The organism is Candidatus Eisenbacteria bacterium (assembly GCA_035712145.1).
Taxonomy (GTDB): domain Bacteria; phylum Eisenbacteria; class RBG-16-71-46; order RBG-16-71-46; family RBG-16-71-46; genus DASTBI01.
Map to the genome: position 1 here is coordinate 24,488 of DASTBI010000140.1, position 14,882 is coordinate 39,369.

The window sequence follows — 14,882 nt, forward strand, 5'->3', positions numbered from 1 at the left end:
GCTGGCCCCGCCAAACCCCGGCGTTCGTGCAGCCCCCGGCTGGACTACGAACTTTTTCGTTGACTCTACGAATGGCTTCGTAGGAGCCTCCCGTTCATCGCCGCCGGGAGGTCTCGACATGAAGCCATCGAAAGCTGCTCCGCCGCGTCCGACTCAAGCCGAGCTGGAGATCCTGCGTGTCCTCTGGGTGCGTGGTCCGAGCTCGGTGCGTGAAGTCCAGCAGACGATGTCGGAGGCGCGCACCACGGGTTACACCACGGTGCTCAAGCTCCTGCAGATCATGGCGCGCAAGGGTCTGGTGGCGCGCGACGAGCGCGAGCGCACGCACGTGTATCGCGCGGCCCTCGCACAGGAGCAGACCCAGCGCCAGCTCGTGAGCGACCTTCTCGAGCGCGCGTTCAATGGCTCCGCCAGCCAGCTGATTCTTCAGGCGCTTGCCGCGAAGCGCACTTCGCCGGATGAAATGGAAGAGATTCTCAGAGTTCTCGGGAAGGCGCAGAGGAGGACGTCATGAGCGCCCCATTGGGATTGGATCGCGCATCCGTCGATGCGCTGGGTTGGACCTTGATGCACTTCATCTGGCAAGGAGCGTCGATCGCCTTCTTCTTCGCGGTGGTCAACCGCATCCTCTCTCGTGCGGGGGCGAATGCCCGCTACCTGCTCGCCTGCGGAACGCTCCTTCTCATGCTGCTGGCGCCGGTGGCGACCTTCGTCGCCCTGCGCGATGCGGCCTCGGCGTCCAGGGTCAGCGTCCTCGCGCCACCCGCGTTGCGCTCGTCGCGGGCCCCGCTCGACGCGAAAGTCCCCTCGGCCGTGCTCGTTCCTTCGATGACAGTGTCATCCGCCCCTCGTTTGAATCCCACGCTCGTGAGCTGGATCCGCTCGGCGCGGCCGTGGATGCCTTGGCTGGTCACGATGTGGGGGATCGGGGTGATTCTGCTCTCGATCCGGCTGCTCGGCGGCTGGTGGATGGTGCGCCGACTCACGCGCTCGGCGTCCAACCGCGTCATTCCGGAGTGGCAACCGGGGCTCGAGGCGCTCGCGCGCCGCATCGGCGTCTCGCGCCCGGTGCGCCTTTTCCGCTCCGCGCTGGTGCAGGTGCCGACCGCGGCCGGATGGCTTCGGCCGGTCATCCTGCTCCCCGCCAGCACACTGACGGGTCTCACCGCGCGCCAGATCGAAGCCATCCTGGCACACGAGCTCGCCCACATCCGGCGGCACGACTACCTGGTGAATCTCCTCCAGAGCCTGGTCGAGACGCTGCTCTTCTATCACCCGGCGGTCTGGTGGGTGTCGCGACGCATCCGCGAGGAGCGGGAGCTCTGCTGTGACGATCTCGCGGTCCGGATCGCCGGAGATCCGCTGGTCTACGCCGACGCGCTCTGCCGCCTGGAGCAAATGCGCGGACAGGCAGAGAGCCTGGCGGTGGCCGCGAGCGGAGGCTCGCTGCTCTCTCGGATCAAGCGTCTGCTCTCGGCTCCGCCGCGCGACGATCAGGGCTCACGCGGACTGGCCGCGGTGCTCGGCGCCGCGGCGGTGGTCGCGCTGATGACCACACCGGGCGCGCAAAGCCCGGGGACCGGGATTCCGGCGGCGACGGCGAGCTCCCGAGTCGTGGCCCGTACCGCCGTCGTCACGAAGCAATCGACCACCAAGCGCGAGGTCGAGAGGACCGTGAAGCGCGAGGCCACGGTCTCGCGGGCGCGCGGACTGCTGGGCGAGCCGCTCATCGCCGAGATCACCGCGGCGTCGAAGATGCTTCCCGAGCTCGCTCCGATGGCGGTTACGAGCGCGCTTCGCGCCGCTTCTTCGGCGCTTCAGTCGATCGATCTCATCGGTCCGGAGCCGATGGTCGAAGCCCAGGCGGTCACACCCGTGACGGTGAATGTCGACATCGAGGACTCGGTCGAGGATGCCGTCGCGGTCGTCGAGCCCGTGGCGCCGGCGGCGCCGGCGAAGGGAAGCCGGTCGCAGTACACGGTGGACGAGTGGATCGCTCTGGCCCAGCACGGCGTCAGTCCCGAGCGCGTCTCGGAGTATCAGGCGGCGGGGCTCCACGGCGTGCCCGCACGCGAGCTGATGGCGCTCGCCGACAACGGCGTGTCGCCGGAATTCGTCGAGCAGATGCGGCGTGGCGAGCGGAGCCAGATCACCACGCGCGAGCTCATCCGGCTGGCGCAGAACGGGGTCACTCCGGATTACGCGAACGAGCTCAGCGAGCTCGGCGCCGGCGACCTCTCGACCGAAGAGCTGATCCGGTTGGCGCAAAATGGCGTGACGGCCGAGTGGTACGCGGCCATGAAGTGGATCGGCTATCCGGACCTGACGGTCGAGCGCGCGATTCGACTGCGCCAGCAGGGTGTCTCGGCGGACTACGCGAGCCAGCTCAAGATCGTCGGGCGTCGCCGTTTCACGCTCGACGAGCTGGAATCGATGCGCAACCAGGGTGTCACCCCCGAATATGTGGCGGAGATGGAAGGCGCGATGAGCAACCTGAGCTCGCGGGAGCTCATTCAGATGCGCCAGCAGGGCGTCGAACCCGAGTACGTCGCCAAGATGCAGGTCGCGGGCAAGTTCAAGGTCCCGGAGATCATCGCGTTGCGGCAGCAGGGTGTGGAGCCGGAATACGTGTTCGAGATGTCGGCGGCGGGCTATCCGGGGCTCGCGACGCCGGATCTGATCCGTCTGCGCCAGGCCGGAGTGGATGCCGAGTTCGTCGTCGACGCGCGGGATGCCGGCTATCCCAAAGCTTCGGTCAGCGAGATCATTCGCCTCCGCCAGCACGGTCTTCCATGCAGCAAGAGCAAGAACAAGAGCTGAAGCCGGCAATCTTCCTCGCGACGCTCCTCCTGATCTCGATGGCCGCCGTCCCGGCCATCGCCGCACCCATCTCGGGCAGCTGGATCATCGACGCTCGTGACAAGGAGGAGCGGGTCGATCTCATCCTTCGCCGCTCCTGGAACAAGGGCGGCCGCAAGGGCGCGTGGAGCCACTCGACCGACATCGCGCCCAGCGAGCTGCGCGGCTTTCGTAAGACGGATGGGCCAGTCTCGATCTCGATCGTGCGCGAGGCGGGGACGCTTCGCCTCGATGGCGAGATGGACCATGGTCGCGCCAGCGGCCAGTTCACGTTCGAGGCCGACCCCACGTTCGCTGCGGATCTGAAGCGCGCGGGATTCGGCGACGCCACCGACGAGGATCTGCTCCGTTGCTGCACCCATGACGTGGGCCGAGACTGGTTCCGGAATTTCCAGTCTCTCGGCCTGCGGGAGCTCACGCTCGACGGGCTCTTTCGGCTGAGCGCGCACGGCGTGAAGCCGGAGTTCGTGCGCGCGCTGTCGGCCGCGGGCTATGCCACCCTCGAAGTGGATGACGTGGTGAGGCTCCAGGTTCACGGTGTCAGCGTCGACTACGTCCGCGGGCTCGGCACCTCATCGGGAAAGAAGCCCAGCACCGATGAGATCGTGCGCTACAAGGTCCACGGCCTCGAGCCATCCTACGTGAGCTCGCTATCACGCTGGTTCGATCCCGAGGAGATGGTCCGGCTCCACCTCCACGGGGTCTCTGCGGATTACGTTCGCGAGTTCCGGTCCATGGGGTACCAGTCCGCCAGCGTCGACGATCTGGTGCGGCTCAGGAACCATGGCGTCTCGCCGGCCTTCGCCCGCCGCGCCCGGAGCTCCATGGACGGGTGACGACCGAAGAGCTCATCAAGCTCAAGGTCAACGGGATCGAGTAGCTCGTTCAGGGCCTTGGTCCGAGTCCCTGATAGACGCTCCATTGAGGGTCGGCGACCGACCCGATCGCGAACGAGAGATCGGGTCGGCGCAGCGCGACTTCGTGAGCCAGTGATCCCGCCTCTTCCGGGGCGGAGGTGTAGAAGATGAAGTCCCGGTGACCCTCGGCGGTCACCACCGCGGCGAACTTCGTGCGCTGATCCTTCGTCAGCGCGGTGGCCAGGGTGTCCTCGAAGGTGCCCAGGCTGAACGACTCCTCGGCCTCGGGCATGCCGTCAGGCGTCGGATGCTTGAAGGCCACCGTGACCGTGAGCCGCGTGGCGTACGCCGAGCGATCGATCTGTCTCAGCGAGTCGTTGCGACGAGAGATCCGCGGATGGCCGCTCTCGAGGTCGTTGATCACACTCCACCTCTCCTCGGTGGCTGTTTCCGGGGATGGCGCGGCCGCGTTTCCTCCCGAGGGAGGCGACGCAGAGCAGCCGGACAGCACGACCAGGGCGACCGCGAGGCGGCGGATTCCTGCGAGCATCTCGCGCGCATCGTACACGAGCGGCCTCCGGTTGCATCCCATTCGTAGCACCCCTAGGATGCTGCAGCGTGTCGCGAGCGAGCAGGGGGCTCCTCGCGGCTCTTCATACCTTGACGACCACGGAGTCAGCACTGAGCCTGAAGTTGAGCAACCAGTCCACCGGCCCCTGGCAGCACACCCTCGATATCGAGGTGCCGACCGAGGAGGTCGAGGAGCGGCTCGACGAGGTCGCGCGCAAGATCCAGCGCCGCGCCGCGCTTCCCGGGTTCCGCCGCGGCCACGTGCCCATCCATCTCGTGCGCCAGAACTTCGCGGAGGCGGTCGAGCAGGAGTTCCTCGAGGGCTACCTGCCGCGGGTGACCGGACAGGCGCTCGAGGAGGCCAAGCTGGATCCGGTCGTGCCGCCTCAGGTGCGCAACCTGAGGTTCGGCCCCGGTCAGCCGATGCGCTTCCAGGCCGTCGTCGAGGTGCGGCCTGAGGTCGAGGCGAAGAATTACAAAGGCATCCAGGCGATCCGGCGCACGAAGGTCGTCGAGGAGTCCGACGTGGACCAGATGATCGAGCGGCTGCGTGGCGACTCGGCGGTCTTCGTCGATCTGGCCCGGCCGGCGCAGCGTGGCGACATCATCACGGTCGATTCGGTCCGCCTCGATGCCAACGGCCGGCGCATCCCGAGCACCCGGGCCAAGGCCCTGCGGCTCGAGCTCGGCGCCCCCGACATGCTGCCGGACCTCGAAAATGGCCTGCTCGGGGCCGAGGTGGGGCAAGAACGAACGGTCGAGATCGGTTATCCGGCCGACTACCCGGCTCAGGATCTGGCCGGCCGCAGCGTCCGGTACGTGATTCGTGTAAGAAAAACACAGGAAAAGAAGTTGCGGGACCCGGACGATAACTTCGCACGAGAGGTCTTCGACCTGCCATCGTTCGACGAATTGAGGGGCCGCGTGCGCCGCAACCTGGAAGCCGAGGAAGAATCGCGGGTGCTCCGGGAAGTGCAGGACGCGGTCTCGGACGAGCTGATCCGGCGAAACTCATTCGACTTGCCCGAACGCCTGGTCCAGTGGACTCTGGATCGCATGATCCAGGAGGCGGTGGGCCAGCGGCAGGTACCCGAAGAGGGCCGCCGAGAGCTGGAAGCACGTTACCGCCCTGCGGTGGAGCGCTCGCTCAGACGCGAGATCCTCCTCGGGGCGGTGGCGCGCCAGGAGAACCTGGCCGTGTCCGAGGATGAAATTGCCGCCGAGATCGACCGCATGGCTCAGGCCGATCCTCGACAGGCCGCGCGGGTTCGGGCCCGATACCAATCGCCCGACCGGCGCCGGGCTCTGGGCGAGGCGTTGCTGGAGCGCAAAGCGCTGGACCATGTGATCGCGGCAGCGGCGGTGACCGAAGAATCCGTGGGGGGACGCGTGGTCCCCGCCACTCGCTAGGACTTCCGAAGGAGGTTTCACCCGATGGGTCTGGTGCCGATCGTGGTCGAGCAGACGGGACGCGGCGAGCGTGCTTACGACATCTACTCTCGGCTCCTCAAGGACCGCATCGTTTTCATTGGGACGCCGATCGACGACAACATCGCCAACCTCGTGATCGCCCAGATGATCTTCCTCGAGGGCGAGGACCCGGACCGGGACATCAACCTCTATATCCACAGCCCTGGGGGCATCGTCTCCGCCGGCCTGGCGATCTACGACACCATGCAGTTCGTCAAGCCCAACGTCGCCACCCTTTGCATGGGTCAGGCCGCGAGCATGGCCGCGGTTCTGCTGGCGGCCGGAACGAAAGGCAAGCGGTCGGCCCTTCCGAATTCGCGTATCATGATCCATCAGCCGCTGGGAGGAACCCAGGGACAGGCGACCGACATCGAGATCTACACCAGGGAGATGCTCAAGACCCGAGATCAGCTCAACGGAATCCTGGCCAAGCACTCCGGCAGGACCCTGGACCAGCTGCTCAGGGACACCGATCGCAACTACTTCATGTCGGCCGAAGAATCCAAGACGTACGGTCTGATCGACGAGATCATCGAGAAGCGCAAGTAGCTTCGAGGAACCCATGAAGAAACGCATCGCGACGCCTCACCCGATCCGCTGCTCGTTCTGCGGCCGTGGCCAGGACGAGGTAGCGCGTCTGGTCTCCGGGCCTTCGGTCTACATCTGCAGCGAGTGCGTGAAGCTCTGCAACGACATCCTCGAAGGCGAGCTCGAGCGCGAGCAGCCCTCGGCGGCCGGCAGTCTGCCCAAGCCGGCCGAGATCAAGCGCATCCTCGACGACTACGTGGTCGGGCAGGACCGCGCCAAGAAGACGCTCGCGGTCGCCGTCTACAACCACTACAAGCGCATCTATCAGCCGCCGCCCTCCACGGACGTCGAGCTCGAGAAGTCGAACATCCTGCTCATCGGCCCGACCGGAACCGGCAAGACGCTGCTGGCGCGCACGCTGGCCCGCTTCCTCAAGGTGCCGTTCGCGATCGTCGACGCCACCAGCCTCACCGAGGCCGGTTACGTCGGCGAGGACGTCGAGAACATCCTGGTGCGGCTGCTCCAGTCGGCGGACTTCAACCTGGTCAATGCCGAGCACGGGATCGTCTACATCGACGAGATCGACAAGATCTCGCGCAAGAGCGAGAACCCCAGCATCACCCGTGACGTGTCGGGCGAAGGCGTGCAGCAAGCGCTGCTCAAGATCCTCGAAGGCACCGTCGCCAACGTGCCGCCCCAGGGCGGACGCAAGCACCCCCAGCAGAAGTACATCGAGGTCAACACCAAGGACATCCTCTTTGTCTGCGGCGGTGCATTCGAAGGCCTCGAGAAGGTCATCGAGCGCCGCGTCGGCCAGAAGATGCTGGGCTTCGGGGCCGAGATCCGGAGCAAGACCGACAAGAAGACCGCCGAGCTGATGGCGATGGTCGAGCCCGAGGATCTGCTTCGCTACGGCCTGATCCCCGAGCTGGTGGGACGTCTTCCGGTCGTCGGGGTGCTCGACCACCTCGACGAGGACTCGCTGGTCAGCATCCTCACCGAGCCCAAGAACGCGATCACCAAGCAGTACCAGAAGTTCTTCGAGATGGAGGGCGTGAAGCTCGACTTCACCGAGGACGCCCTGCGCGCCATCGCCCAGCAGGCCATCAAGCGCGGCACCGGCGCCCGCGGCCTGCGTGCGGTCATCGAAGACGCGATGCTCGAGGTGATGTACGAGATTCCTTCCCGCGCCGACGTGATCGGCTGCACCATCTCGCGGGAGTGCATCATGACCGGGGCGCCGCCGCTCCTGACCTACCGCGGCGAGCGCGAGAAGCGGCGCAAGGAAGCCTAGACTCCGAGTCGGACGCTCGAGCCCCGGTGGCCATCGCCGCCGGGGCTTCGTGCTGGGCATGGAGATCGCGCGAACCTGCGACCTCGAGACTGCATCCCATGACTCGCCGCGTTCGTGTAGACTGCCGTCGGCGGTACCGATAACCGTAGTGGCCGCTACCCAAGGATTGGGTACCAAGACCTCTCACAGGATGGCCGGCCGCAGGCCACACGAGGAGACGCGTGAACCGCACCTCCAGAAACCCCCGTCGCCGCCAGGCTACTCAGCTTCCGCCTCGCGAGTCCCGCGAAGGCAAGCGCCCCGCGACCTTGACGGTCTTCAGGGGTGACGAGAAGTTCGAGTTCCGCGACCGACTCCCGTTGCTGCCGCTGCGGGACGTCGTCGTCTTCCCCTATATGACGATCCCGTTGCTGGTGGGACGGCTGCCCTCGATCAACGCCATCGAGAAGGCCGTGGCGGGCGACCGGATGCTGTTCGTGACCGCTCAGAAGCGGAGCGAGATCGCCGATCCTTCGCACCAGGAGCTCTATCGCGTCGGCGCGGTCGTGCGCGTCCTCCAGCTCTTTCGCCTGCCCGACGGCACGCTGCGAGTGCTGGTCGAGGGCCTCGGCCGGGTGCGCGTGGAGCGTTTCTTCTGGTCCGGCGACCACTACACCGTGAAGGTCGAGCTCTTCCCCGACGAGGGCGGCGCCGGCCCTGAGGTCGAGGCGCTGCAGCGCAACGTCATGGGTCTCTTCAACGACTACGTCCATCTCAACCGGCGGATACCGGACGAAGTGCTGCTCACCGCCAGCAACATCTCCGATTCGAGCACGCTCGCCCACACCGTGTCGGCGCATCTGCTGCTCAAGGTCCCGCAGAAGCAGGCGCTGCTCGAGGCCAACAGCGTCCCGGATCAGCTCAAGCGGCTCAGCCAGGCCATGGCGGCGGAGCTCGAGATCCTGAAGCTCGAGCGCAAGATCGAAGGTCAGGTGCGCTCGCAGGTCCACAAGAACCAGAAGGAGTTCTATCTCAACGAGCAGCTCAAGGCGATCCGCAAGGAGCTCGGCCATCAGAACGAGTTCTCCAGCGAGCTGGAAGAGCTGACGACCGCGATCAAGCGCGCGCGCATGCCCCAGGAGGTCCTGGCCAAGGCGATGCGCGAGCTCGATCGGCTCGCCAAGATGAGCTTCATGTCGCCCGAGGCCACGGTGGTGCGCAACTACCTGGACTGGATGGTGTCGTTGCCGTGGACCAAGGCGACCCGCGATCGCAACGACATCGCGGCGGTCGAAAAGATCCTGGACGAGGACCATTACGGTCTGCGCAAGGTCAAGGAGCGCATCGTCGAGTACCTGTCGGTGCTCAAGCTCACCGGCAAGAACCGCGGGCCGATTCTATGCTTCGTCGGTCCTCCGGGTGTGGGCAAGACCTCGCTCGGCAAGTCGATCGCGCGGGCCCTGGGGCGGCGCTTCGTGCGCGTGGCCCTGGGCGGCGTGCGTGACGAGGCCGAGATCCGCGGTCACCGGCGCACCTACATCGGCTCGCTGCCTGGGCGCATCCTCCAGAACCTGCGCAAGGCCGGCACCCGGAACCCGGTATTCCTGCTCGACGAAGTCGACAAGCTGGGCGCGGACTTCCGGGGCGACCCGGCGGCGGCGCTGCTCGAGGTGCTGGATCCCGAGCAGAACCACACCTTCAACGACCATTACCTGGAGGTGGATTTCGATCTATCGCAGGTGATGTTCGTGTGCACCGCGAACTCGCTCTACAGCATTCCGCCCGCGCTCGTGGATCGCATGGAGATCATCCGCCTGCCGGGCTACCTGGAGAACGAGAAGGTCGAGATCGCTCGCGCCTTCCTGGTGCCCAAGCAGATCGAGGCCGCGGGCCTTCAGCCCGGAGACATCAAGCTCGGCCTGCCGACGATCAAGGCGGTCGTCAACCGATACACGCGTGAATCGGGCGTGCGCAACCTCGAGCGCGAGATCGCAACCCTGTGCCGCAAGGTGGCGAAGAAGAAGGCGGCGGACGAGCTGCGCGGGCGTGTCACCATCACGCCCGAAAACCTCGATCGCTACCTCGGGCCGACGCGCTACCTGGATTCGCCCGTGGAGCTCAAGTCGCGGATCGGCGTGGCCAACGGCCTGGCGTGGACCGAGGTCGGTGGCGACGTGCTGACCATCGAGGTCAGCATCCTGCCCGGCAAGGGTGAGCTGATCCTCACCGGCAAGCTCGGCGAGGTGATGCGCGAGTCGGGACAGGCGGCCATGACCTATACCCGATCGCGCGCCGCGCAGCTCGGGCTCGACAAGTGGTTCTACCGCGACGTCGACATCCACGTGCACATCCCCGAGGGAGCGAGCCCCAAGGACGGGCCTTCGGCGGGCATCACGATGTGCGCCGCGGTGGTCAGCGCCTTGACCGGCGTGCCCACCCGCCCCGACGTGGCCATGACCGGAGAGATCACCTTGCGCGGCACCGTGCTCCCGATCGGCGGCCTCAACGAGAAGGCGGTGGCGGCGCGCCGGGCCGGCATCAAGACCGTCCTGATTCCGCGTGACAACGCCAAGGACCTGGCGGAAATTCCCGCGGAAGTGCGGGAGGACCTCGAGTTCCTCCTGGTCGAGAACATGGACCAGGTGCTCGAGCGCGCCCTGGAGCGAGCCGTCGCAGCGGACGAGGTGTCCACCGCGCGCGAGGAAAAAGCTGTCCGCCCCGACAAGGGCGAGTCCGCTCATTACGCCCACTGAGGAAATCACCATGACGCTGACGACCGCCGTGAGTCAGGCCGCGACCCGCGCGGCGACCCGCGCACGACTGTTCACGCCCGGCCCGGTGGAGATTCCGGTGCGCATCCTGCGGGCTCTGTCGCAGGTGCCGCCGCATCACAGGACCGAGGTGTTCCGCGCAACGTTCAAGCGGGTCACGGAGTCCATGCGCGAGCTGCACCGAACGCAGGGCGAGCTGTTCCTGATCGGGGCTTCGGGCACGGGCGCCATGGAAGCGGCGGTCGTCAATCTGCTCTCGCCGTCCGACAAAGCGCTGGTGATCGTGGGCGGCAAGTTCGGCGAGCGCTGGATGAATCTGCTCAAGGCCTACGGTGTGGCGTTCGAGAAGATCGACGTCGAGTGGGGACATGCGGTGGATCCCGCCTTGGTCGAGCGGATGCTGAAGACCAACCCCGACATCAGTGCCTTGTTCTCCACGCACAGCGAGACATCGACCGGCGCCATCCACGACATCGAGACCATCGCCAAGATCACTCGCCCGCGCGGTGTGAGTCTCGTGGTGGACGCCATCACCAGCCTCGGTATCCATCCCCTTCCCCAGGACGCCTGGGGCGTGGACGTGGTGGTATGCGGCTCCCAGAAGGGGCTGATGATCCCGCCCGGGCTGGCTTCGGTGAGTCTCGCGCCGTTCGCGATGTCGGCGATCGAGAAGGATGGGCTGCCGCGCTTCTACTTCGACCTGCGCAAGGCGCGGAAGACCGCGCCGCTCGGCGAGACCCCATGGACCCCGCCGGTCAGCCTCGTGCTCGCGCTCGAAGAGGCCCTGGCGATGATCTCCGAGGAAGGCCTGGACAATGTTCACCTGCGCCACCGCAAGCTCGCGCTCTCGATGCGGGCGGGTGCACAGGCGCTCGGCTTCAAGCTCTTCGCCGCCAATCCCTCGCACGCGCTCACCGCGCTCTATCCGCCCGACGGCGTGGATGCTTCGGCGGTCATCAAGCGGCTGCGTGACGTTCACGGGATCGTGGTCGCGGGCGGACAGGATCACCTGAAGGGCAAGATCTTCCGCATCGGCCACATGGGCTGCTACGACCTCGGCGACGTGTTCACGATGATGGGCGCGCTCGAGGAATGCGCAGGCGCTCTGGGCCGGCCCGCCAAGGGAGGCACCGAAGCCGCGCATCACGCCTGGGCCACGGCGTGAGCCATCCCGGGCTTCCAGGGACGCGGAGCCAAGACCGGTGAAGGTTCTGGTCACCGACAAGGCCGATGCCAAGGCCCTCGACCGCATCCGGCGCGCCGGTCACGAAGTGGTCGAGAAGGTGGGGCTCCAGGGCGCCGAGCTGGTCGAGGCCTTGAACGGCGCGCAGGCGCTGCTGGTGCGCGGCGGCACCAAGGTCACCGGTGACGTGCTGCGGGCCACCACGACGCTCAAGGTCGTGGTGCGCGCGGGCACCGGCCTCGACAACGTCGACGCTGCCGCGGCGCGCGAGAAGTCGATCGCGGTCTACAACACGCCCAACGCCAACTCGGTTTCCGTCGCGGAGCTGGTGTTCGGTCTCCTGCTGGCCTTCGAGCGGCACCTGGTCGACGCGGCCCGCGAGCTGCGCGACGGCAAGTGGGAAAAGGTGCGCTTCTCCGGCCACGAGATCGCCGGACGTCGCATGGGGCTCGTGGGCTTCGGACGCATCGCGCGCGAAGTCGCCACACGCGCGCGCGCGTTCCAGATGGAGGTCTGGGCCTACGACCCTGTGTTGGCGAGCTGGCCCGAAGACTTCTCCTGGGTGAAGCGGGTGGAGCTGGGCGAGCTGCTGGTGGCGAGCGACGTGCTCTCGCTGCACGTGCCGCTCGACGACAAGACGCGTGGCATGATCGGCGCTCCCGAGCTGGCCAAGATGAAGCTCGACGCGGTGCTCATCAACTGCTCGCGCGGAGGTGTGGTCGACGAGACCGCGCTCACCGAGGCGCTCAAGGCCAAGCAGCTGCGCGGCGCGGCGATCGATGTGTTCGCGAACGAGCCACCGGGCAGGATCCCGCTGCTCGAGCTGCCCAACGTCATCGCCGCCCCGCACCTCGGCGCGTCCACGGCCGAGGCCCAGGGTCGCGCCGGCGACGACGCGGCGGCCATCCTGGTCGAGGCGCTGGCCAAGCTGTAGCAGCGGTCTAGGGCAAGTCGCCTACCCGAACGACCGCGGTCACCTTGCGTCCGATCTTCCAGTCGAGCCGTTCCGGACGTAGCCCCGCCCCCATGATCACGGTCACCTGCGCGTAATCGCGGGACGAGAAGAACGTCGTGCGCGAGGTGGGAATCAGTGGCCAGTCGCCGCTCATGAGCTTCCCGTCTTTGGCGCGTATCGGGAGGGTGACGCCGCCCGGCAGCCTGTAGAGGCCCTCGTAGGAACGCAACAACGAATCCGGAAGCGCGATCGGGCGCGGATTCAGGGTTGGCATCGGCGAAGCCTCGCGGCCCGCGAGGATGTCTTCGAGGGCCTGCTGGGCTAGATCGGGGGCTCCCGTCTGCAGGTTGCCCGTGAACACGAGGATCACGTTCGTCGCGCTATCCCAGTTCGCGAAGCACCGAAAACCGTTGGTCGAGCCGTTCCACTGAATGCGACCTCCGCGCACCAGGGTCTCCCGTGACGGCTTGCCGAGCCGGCCATCGAGCAAGGCCAGGACCAGCCGATGGAGGTCGCGGGCCGTCGAGATCACAGAGCCGGCGCCCACGAGAAACGAGAGGTCCTTGAGCGGCGCATTCTGCAGTTCCCCGGCGGTTTGTACGTAGCTCGAGGCGCGATCGGCCACAATGACCCGACTGTTCAAGTGGGCGGAGCGAGTCATTCCGGCAGGACGGAAGACCCGGCGCGCGATCAGGCTCTCATAGGGGGCTCCGCCCGCCAGCTCCAGGACGCGCGCCAGCACCGAGTAACCGGCCGAGCTATACGAGGCGCGCGACCCGGGTCGGAACTCTCTCGAAACGCGCGACGCCAGATCGACCATGTCGGCGGCAGTGCGTGGTTGGCTCTCCTGTTCTTCGTTCGTCACTCGGTGGGGAATGCCGGATTGATGGCGCAGCAGATGGTCCACCGTGATGCTGTCCGCGCCGGGAAATGTGGGAAGCCAGCGACCGACAAGGTCCGTACGTGAGAGCTTGCCTTCGTCGATCAGCTGCTCCGCGACGATGATCGTGATCGGCTTGGTGATGGAGGCTATGCAGAAGCGAGTCTGCGGTGTGTTGGCCACGCGTAGCTCGCGCTCCGCCATGCCGAATGAGCGCTCGAGCATGATGTGGCTGCCACGAGCGACCAGCACATTGCCTGAGAGCTGGGAGCCGTCCGCCAGCGGCTTGGCCCAGGCGTCGAACGCCAGCTCCAGCGCACGAGGGTCGGGCATCGCCGCATACGCTGGAACGGCGAGCGCGATGAGCAGCGGGGAACATGTCCAGAGTGACGATCTTGGCATGAGGGCCATCCTTTCCTTCGGGGTTAGGGTATCCAAGCCCTGCCCAAAGGACTTGCACGAACAGAGCCTTCTTGCATCAAGGGAACTCTTCGCCCGCAGCCGCGCTGTCAGCCGTCGGTTGCCTGGCTTCCAAGGCCTCTGTTAGCGTCCCGCGGGTTTTTCACACTGGGAGGCTCACGCTTGCCGTGCACGGTGGTGGTCGGAGCTCAATGGGGCGATGAGGGCAAGGGCAAGATCGTCGACGCCCTGAGCGCCGAGGCCGACATCATCGCCCGCTATCAGGGCGGCCCCAATGCCGGCCACAGCGTGATCCGCCAAGGCCAGACCGTCGTCCTTCAGCTCCTGCCCTCGGGCATCCTGACCGCGGGCAAGCGCTGCCTGATCGGAAACGGCGTGGTGGTCGACCTCACGCGGCTGCGCGAGGAAGCCGACCGGATCGAGGCGCTGGGCGTCGACGTGAGCGCCCGCCTCGGGGTGAGCGCGGCGGCGCACCTGATCCTTCCCTACCACCTGGCTGCCGAGCGCGTCGCGGAGCAAGGTCAGGGAGCGATCGGCACCACCGGACGGGGGATCGGCTTCGCCTATCGAGACAAGGCCGCGCGCACCGGGTTGCGGGTGGGCGATCTGTTCGACGCGCCTTGGTTCCTGGAGCGCGCCGGCAGGAACCTGGCGCGCCTGCAGCGCGAGTTCCACGAATCCGACGAGCTCCAGACCATGACCGCCGAGCAGGTGCTCGATGGCCTCACCGATCTGGCGCGCTGGCTGGAGCCGATGGTGACCGACGTGTCCTACGAGCTTCACGAGGCGTTGAGCCGTGGGCGACAGGTCCTGCTCGAGGGCGCTCAGGGAACGCTGCTCGATCTCGACCACGGCACTTACCCCTACGTGACTTCCTCGTCGGCGAGCGCGGCCGGCGCCACCGCCGGAGTTGGGCTCGGCCCTCGGGCGATCGATCGGGTGATCGGCGTGGCCAAGGCCTACGCGACGCGCGTGGGCCACGGTCCGTTCCCGAGCGAGATGCCTGCCGAGGAGGCGGAGCGGCTCCGCGCCGCGGGGGAGGAGTACGGCGCCGTCACCGGGCGTCCGCGTCGCTGTGGCTGGCTCGACATGCCGGCGCTGCGGTATGCGGTGCGC

At 66.9% G+C, this 14,882-nt stretch carries 12 protein-coding genes; 10 read left to right on the forward strand and 2 right to left on the reverse strand.

What is annotated here, in order from left to right; translation table 11 throughout:
* Positions 1-118: 118 nt before the first annotated feature.
* Genes VFQ05_08700 through VFQ05_08710 form a run of 3 tightly spaced genes read left to right on the forward strand, consistent with a single transcriptional unit; the run spans position 119 to position 3,695 of the window.
* Positions 119-514 carry a BlaI/MecI/CopY family transcriptional regulator gene (locus VFQ05_08700; protein ID HET9326835.1) on the forward strand — a complete coding sequence of 132 codons (396 nt, stop codon included), beginning with the start codon at positions 119-121 and terminating at the stop codon, positions 512-514.
* Entirely contained in the window at positions 511-2,820 is a 2,310-nt protein-coding gene (locus tag VFQ05_08705) for a M56 family metallopeptidase (GenBank protein HET9326836.1), read from the forward strand. Before VFQ05_08700 ends, VFQ05_08705 begins: the two co-directional genes overlap by 4 nt.
* Complete coding sequence (locus VFQ05_08710) at positions 2,793-3,695, forward strand: hypothetical protein (protein ID HET9326837.1); 903 nt, start codon at positions 2,793-2,795, stop codon at positions 3,693-3,695. The genes VFQ05_08705 and VFQ05_08710 overlap by 28 nt, the downstream gene beginning before the upstream one ends.
* Before the next feature lie 49 nt (positions 3,696-3,744).
* On the opposite strand, the gene VFQ05_08715 is transcribed toward VFQ05_08710, so the two are convergent.
* Positions 3,745-4,284, reverse strand: a complete 540-nt coding sequence (locus VFQ05_08715; protein ID HET9326838.1) for a DUF695 domain-containing protein — start codon at positions 4,282-4,284, stop codon at positions 3,745-3,747.
* Positions 4,285-4,409: 125 nt separating this feature from the next.
* On the opposite strand from VFQ05_08715, the gene tig reads away from it, so the two are divergent.
* The 6 genes from tig to VFQ05_08745 all read left to right on the forward strand — a co-directional run bounded on the left by tig (position 4,410) and on the right by VFQ05_08745 (position 12,445).
* A complete protein-coding gene (gene tig / locus VFQ05_08720; GenBank protein HET9326839.1) occupies positions 4,410-5,696 on the forward strand; it encodes a trigger factor in 1,287 nt (428 codons plus the stop codon).
* 24 nt (positions 5,697-5,720) lie between these two features.
* Positions 5,721-6,305, forward strand: a complete 585-nt coding sequence (clpP, locus tag VFQ05_08725; protein HET9326840.1) for an ATP-dependent Clp endopeptidase proteolytic subunit ClpP — start codon at positions 5,721-5,723, stop codon at positions 6,303-6,305.
* 13 nt (positions 6,306-6,318) lie between these two features.
* Positions 6,319-7,578, forward strand: coding sequence for an ATP-dependent Clp protease ATP-binding subunit ClpX (gene clpX, locus VFQ05_08730; GenBank protein HET9326841.1), 1,260 nt, complete (start codon positions 6,319-6,321; stop codon positions 7,576-7,578).
* Between the two features lie 221 nt (positions 7,579-7,799).
* Entirely contained in the window at positions 7,800-10,310 is a 2,511-nt protein-coding gene (gene lon, locus VFQ05_08735; protein HET9326842.1) for an endopeptidase La, read from the forward strand.
* A gap of 10 nt (positions 10,311-10,320) precedes the next feature.
* Positions 10,321-11,493 (forward strand): alanine--glyoxylate aminotransferase family protein, encoded by a 1,173-nt coding sequence (locus VFQ05_08740; protein ID HET9326843.1) that lies wholly within the window; start codon positions 10,321-10,323, stop codon positions 11,491-11,493.
* A 37-nt stretch (positions 11,494-11,530) separates the two neighbouring features.
* Entirely contained in the window at positions 11,531-12,445 is a 915-nt protein-coding gene (locus VFQ05_08745; protein HET9326844.1) for a hydroxyacid dehydrogenase, read from the forward strand.
* Between the two features lie 7 nt (positions 12,446-12,452).
* Here the strand turns inward: VFQ05_08745 and VFQ05_08750 are convergent, their stop codons facing one another.
* Positions 12,453-13,679, reverse strand: coding sequence for a serine hydrolase (locus VFQ05_08750; GenBank protein ID HET9326845.1), 1,227 nt, complete (start codon positions 13,677-13,679; stop codon positions 12,453-12,455).
* Positions 13,680-13,928: 249 nt separating this feature from the next.
* Here VFQ05_08750 and VFQ05_08755 point away from each other — a divergent pair.
* Positions 13,929-14,882, forward strand: a 954-nt coding sequence (locus VFQ05_08755; GenBank protein HET9326846.1) for an adenylosuccinate synthase, incomplete at its 3' end; no start/stop codon positions are given.

Excerpts from the sequence above, each read along its gene's own strand:
- VFQ05_08710 (HET9326837.1), top strand. The coding sequence starts at position 2,793 with ATGCAGCAAGAGCAAGAACAAGAGCTGAAGCCGGCAATCTTCCTCGCG.
- clpX (HET9326841.1), top strand. The coding sequence starts at position 6,319 with ATGAAGAAACGCATCGCGACGCCTCACCCGATCCGCTGCTCGTTCTGC.
- VFQ05_08705 (HET9326836.1), top strand. The coding sequence starts at position 511 with ATGAGCGCCCCATTGGGATTGGATCGCGCATCCGTCGATGCGCTGGGT.
- clpP (HET9326840.1), top strand. The coding sequence starts at position 5,721 with ATGGGTCTGGTGCCGATCGTGGTCGAGCAGACGGGACGCGGCGAGCGT.
- VFQ05_08700 (HET9326835.1), top strand. The coding sequence starts at position 119 with ATGAAGCCATCGAAAGCTGCTCCGCCGCGTCCGACTCAAGCCGAGCTG.
- VFQ05_08750 (HET9326845.1), bottom strand. The coding sequence starts at position 13,679 with ATGCCCGACCCTCGTGCGCTGGAGCTGGCGTTCGACGCCTGGGCCAAG.
- VFQ05_08740 (HET9326843.1), top strand. The coding sequence starts at position 10,321 with ATGACGCTGACGACCGCCGTGAGTCAGGCCGCGACCCGCGCGGCGACC.